Origin of the sequence: Rhodovulum sp., from assembly GCF_011048875.1 — a bacterium.
In the GTDB taxonomy this organism is placed as follows: domain Bacteria; phylum Pseudomonadota; class Alphaproteobacteria; order Rhodobacterales; family Rhodobacteraceae; genus Rhodovulum; species Rhodovulum tesquicola.
Genome location: NZ_DSDD01000499.1, coordinates 1 through 4,857 on the forward strand (window position 1 = coordinate 1; position 4,857 = coordinate 4,857).

Here is a 4,857-nt window from a genome sequence, read left to right on the forward strand (position 1 = left end):
ATTCGACGCCGTAAAAAAAACCCGCCCGGGCGTTCGCGGCTATTTATCTGAGGCAAGGCTGTCGATAGATTTCGTCCACGCGAACGATCCGCCCGCTCAAGCGGCGGGCGCCAACCGGGAGTATTACTGATGGATCGCCGTTCTTTTCTGAGGACCTCCGCGCTGGGCGGTACGGCCGCGGCCGCCGCCGGGACGCTGGCCGCGCCCGCCTATGCGCAGGGCCGGCGGACGCTGACGCTGGTCACCACCTGGGGCCGCGGCCTTGCGGGGGTGCATGACGCCGCGCAATACTGTGCCGACGCGATCACCGCGATCACCGATGGCCAGCTGAGCGTGGACCTCAAGGCTGCGGGCGAACTGGTCGGCGCCTTCGAGGTGTTCGACGCCGTCTCGGCCGGTCAGGCCGACATGTATCACGGTGTCGATTACTACTTCCTCGGCCAGCACCCGGCGCTCTCGTTCTTCAGCCAGGTGCCGTTCGGGATGACCTTCCAGGAATACAACAACTGGCTCCACCATGGCGGTGGCCGCGAACTGGCGGACGAACTGTACAGCATCTTCGGGCTCAAGGCGTTCTCGGCGGGCAATACCGGCCCGCAGGCCGGTGGCTGGTTCCGCAAGGAGATCAACGGTCCCGAGGATTTCCAGGGCTTGAAGTTCCGCATGCCCGGCCAGGGCGGCCAGGTGCTGGGCAAGCTGGGCGCGAGCGTGCAGAACCTGCCTGGCTCCGAAGTGTATCAGGCGCTGGCCTCGGGGGCGATCGACGGGACCGAATGGATCGGGCCATGGGCCGACGAGAAGGCCGGTTTCCAGGAGATCACCAAGACCTATTATACCGCCGGCTTCCACGAGCCCGGCCCGAACCTGAACCTGACGGTCAATCTCGAGGTGTTCGAGGATCTGGCCCCGGCGCACCGGGCCGCGATCGAACAGGCGGCGGGCGCGTGCAACATCTGGTCGATGTCCCAGTTCATGGCGAACAATGCCGCCGCGCTGACCCGGTTGCAGGCCGCGGGCGTGCAGCTCCTCGAATTCCCCGACAGCGTCTGGGATGCCTTCGGCGCCGCCTCGCTCGAGGTGATCGCCGAACCGATGGGCGATCCGCTCTACAAGAAATGCCATGACAGCTACATGGCCTCGATGACCAGTTCGGCTGCCTGGAATGGCCGGTCCGAGGCCGAGTTCGCGGCCCAGCGCAACCGCGTGATGGGGCTCTGATCCGAAATCCGGCTGGCGCCCCCGTTCGCAGCGGGGGCGCCGCGCCAGCCCTTTCGCATCCGCCCCGACCGGGGGCCGATCCGCGACGGCTGGGCAACAGGGGGCGCAGATGGACGGGTCCGGATCGGTCGGCGTGCTGGGCGCGCTTGGGGGCTGGGTGCTGTGGTTCATCAAGAACCTCGCCCTTGCCTTCTATAATCTCGGCTATGCGATCGCCCATCCGGGCCTGTGGCTCGACTGGTCGAATCCGCAGGCGATCATGCGCGTGGTCTATTACGGCGCCTCGACCGAGCTTTTCTTCGTCGTGCTTGCCGCGTTCCTCGTATTGACCGGTCTGGGGCTGTGGCGGCGGGCGATCATGTGGGGGTCGGTGCGCGCCCTGGAGGGTTTCGCCAACACCATCGGCCGGTTCTTTGCCTGGGCGGGGCTGTTGATGGTGCTGCAACAGATCATGACCGTGTTCCTGCAACGCATCTTTCGCGTCTCCGAGATCAGCCTTGGCCCGCTGGGCTATGCGTTCTCAAAGGATCTCAGCTGGTGGTCCGAGGAGTTGAAGCTTTACAACGCGATGATCGTCTGCCTGTGCATCAGCTATACCTTCGTGCAGTCCGGCCATGTCCGGGTCGATCTCGTCTATGCCCATGTCAGCCACCGCACCAAGAGGCTGATCGACATGGCGGGCGCGCTGGTCTTCATGATGCCGATGGCGGTGCTGGTCTGGCTTTACTCGTGGTATTTCCTCTGGCGCCACCTCATCACGCCCAAGCCCTCGGCCTCGGAATCGCTGGACCGGCTTCTGACGAAGGCGCAGGCGCTGCGCTGGAATGTCGAGACCATCGGGTTCTCGCCCAACGGCTTCAACGGCTATTTCCTGTTCAAGGTGCTGCTGGTGGCCTTTGCGGGGCTGGTGTTCCTTCAGGCCATCGCGGTCTTCTACCGGGCCCTGCTCGAGTATCTCGAAGGCGAGGAGAGCGCGGGCAAATACCTTGACAGGGACAGTCTGGGTTCGGGCGAAGACGCCCGTGAAGCCACGCATTAGGGGGGCAGGGCGGGCGCATGTCGTTCGGACTTGACGGTATCGAGATCGGCCTGATCATCGTCTTTCTCTGCCTGTTCGCGGGGATCCTGTCGGGCTTTCCGGTGGCCTTCGCCATCGGGGGGGCGGCGGTCGTCTCGTTCGGGATCGTGGCCGCGCTGGACAGCGCGGGGCTGTTGATCCACCAGGCGGTCGATACCGGCAGCGCGGCCTATTCGGCGCTGACCGCGCAGGGGATCCATCCCAACGATATATCGGTCTTCCGATATCCCGATCTGCCACGCTATGAGACGGCGCTTTTCCCGCAAGGCTGGGAAGTGGCGATGGATCGCAATGTCAGCTTCATCGTCAACCGCATCAACGAGCGCGTTCTGGCCGGTCAGTCGATCGAGACGCTGCTGGCGGTGCTGATGTTCGTGATGATGGGCATCACGCTGGAACGCTCGAAGATCGCCAATGACCTGCTTACGACGATGGCGTGGGTCTTCGGCCCGCTGCCGGGCGGGCTGGCGGTCGCGGTGGTGGTGGTCGGCGCCTTCCTTGCCGCCTCCACGGGCATCGTGGGGGCGACGGTGGTGACGATGGGCCTGCTGTCGCTGCCGACGATGCTGCGCAACCGCTATTCGCCGGAACTGGCCACCGGGGTCATCGCGGCCAGCGGGACGCTGGGCCAGATCATCCCGCCCTCGATCGTGATCGTGCTGCTGGGCACGCTGGCGGGCGATCTTTACGCGACCTCGCAGGAAAGCCGGGCGCAGATGGCGGGTTGCCCCGATGCGCTGACCTATCTGGGCAAGGCGGCGGTGGTTTCGGTCGGCACGCTGTTCCAGGCGGCGATCCTGCCGGGCATCCTGCTGGCGGCGCTTTATGCCGCCTATGCCTTCGGTTTCGCGCTGCTCTACCCCTCCAAGGCGCCGCCGGTGTCCTTCGCAGCGGCCTCGGGTCCGGCCAAGTCGCGCGGCGATAAATTTCGGTGGTTCCTGGCCGCGCCGCTAGGGCTGATCGGGGGCGCCTTCCTGCTGGGCGCGGTGGGCATCGTGGGCAGCCAGGATGTCACGGTCAGCGGCTTTTCCGAACGGACCGAGGGCGCGGTGCTGCGCACCAATGTCTCGGATCAGTGCAAGGCGTCGATGATCGCGCTGCATGGGCAGGAAAAATGGGATCGCGCGGTCGAACAGCAACGCGCCATCGAGGCCGCTGGCGGCGAGGTGCAGGCTCATCGGGTGAGCCCCGAGGAACGCGCCGCCGCCCTTGAGGCGCGGATCGCCGCCGCCGCACCTGTGTCTTCGTCGCTGATGGTGGTCGTGGTGCTTCTGGGCCTTCTGCTGACCACGGCGCGCGGGGTGGTGCCCGGGGCCGATCTCCGCCCGCTGCTGATCGGGGCGGGGGGGCTGGTGCTTGCGCTGGCGGTCGATGCGGTGCTGATCTCGCCCGTCACCTCGCCGGGGGCGATGTTCCTGTTGCTGGCGCTGCCCTTCGGCATCGCGCTTTACGGGCTGCGCCACGCGGTCGGCCTGCTGGCGCAGTCGGATCTGTTGCGCGTGGTCTTTCCGCCGCTGGTGCTGATCGTGGCGGTGCTGGGTTCGATCCTGGGCGGCATCACCAACCCGACACCTGCCGCCGCGCTGGGGGCGGGCGGGGCGCTGATGCTGGCCGCCTATCGCAAGCTGCGCGAGGAGAACCGTTCGGGCCGCCTGATCCTCTGGGCGTCCTTCGCCATCTTCATCATGATCCTCGTCGGCGTGAACTTCGATCTGCGTGTCAGCCGCTCGAACGTGCCCTTCGAGGACTGGGTCGCTTTCTTCGTCGCGCAGGGCGCCTATCACTTCGCGATGTTCGGCATCCTTTACGCCTGCTGGGTGCTGTTCCGTTCGGGGGTGCTGTCGCCGGTGGTGCGCGAGACCGCCAAGGTCACCTCGATGGTGTTCGCCATCCTGATCGGTTCGCAGCTTCTGAACCTTGTCGTGATCTCGTTCGGGGGCGAGCACTATATCCAGCAATTCCTGCGCAGCTTCGATGACGAGTTCAAGGTCTTCCTGATCGTCATGCTGGTGCTTTTCGTGCTGGGCTTCGTGCTGGATTTCCTTGAAATCATCTACATCGTCGTGCCGATCGTCGGCCCGGTGATCTATGGCGGCAGCTTCGATCCGGCCTGGGTCACGATCATGATCGCGGTGAACCTTCAGACCTCGTTCCTGACGCCGCCCTTCGGCTTTGCGCTGTTCTACCTGCGCGGCGTGGCGCCCAGGGAGGTCACGACGATGCATATCTATCGCGGCGTCATTCCGTTCGTCATCATCCAGGTGGTGGGCCTGGGGATCCTCTGGGCCTTCCCCGGGATCGTGACCCTCGTGCCCAATCTGCTGCCCGCAGGCTGATCCGCGCCGTCGGGCAGCACCCGCCCCCCCCCAAAGGCGGGCGCTGCCCTCCGACCAGGAACGGCATGCCCTTGCGCCCGGGGCCGATCCGGGCGCGGGCCGCTCAGCCGTCCCCGATGGGGTTGATGTCGTCCACCAGCCGCCGCAGGTCGGCCATGGTGAAATCGCCCGGTTGCGCCGAGGGCAGGGTGGGTTTCCAGCCCGGTCCGCGCTGCCACAGGTAGG

General features: G+C 65.9%; 3 protein-coding genes. All 3 read left to right on the top strand.

Annotated features, from left to right (window positions below):
• Nucleotides 1-129: 129 nt before the first annotated feature.
• A complete protein-coding gene (locus ENN83_RS16850; protein WP_287188989.1) occupies nt 130-1,218 on the top strand; it encodes a TRAP transporter substrate-binding protein in 1,089 nt (362 codons plus the stop codon).
• Between the two features lie 109 nt (nt 1,219-1,327).
• A complete protein-coding gene (locus ENN83_RS16855) occupies nt 1,328-2,257 on the top strand; it encodes a TRAP transporter small permease subunit (protein ID WP_287188991.1) in 930 nt (309 codons plus the stop codon).
• A gap of 17 nt (nt 2,258-2,274) precedes the next feature.
• Nucleotides 2,275-4,632 (top strand): TRAP transporter large permease subunit, encoded by a 2,358-nt coding sequence (locus ENN83_RS16860; RefSeq protein WP_287188993.1) that lies wholly within the window; start codon nt 2,275-2,277, stop codon nt 4,630-4,632.
• The last annotated feature ends 225 nt before the right edge of the window (nt 4,633-4,857 follow it).

Bases quoted from the DNA above. Each gene is read 5' to 3' on its own strand.
- ENN83_RS16850 (WP_287188989.1), top strand. From the start codon at position 130: ATGGATCGCCGTTCTTTTCTGAGGACCTCCGCGCTGGGCGGTACGGCC.
- ENN83_RS16855 (WP_287188991.1), top strand. From the start codon at position 1,328: ATGGACGGGTCCGGATCGGTCGGCGTGCTGGGCGCGCTTGGGGGCTGG.
- ENN83_RS16860 (WP_287188993.1), top strand. From the start codon at position 2,275: ATGTCGTTCGGACTTGACGGTATCGAGATCGGCCTGATCATCGTCTTT.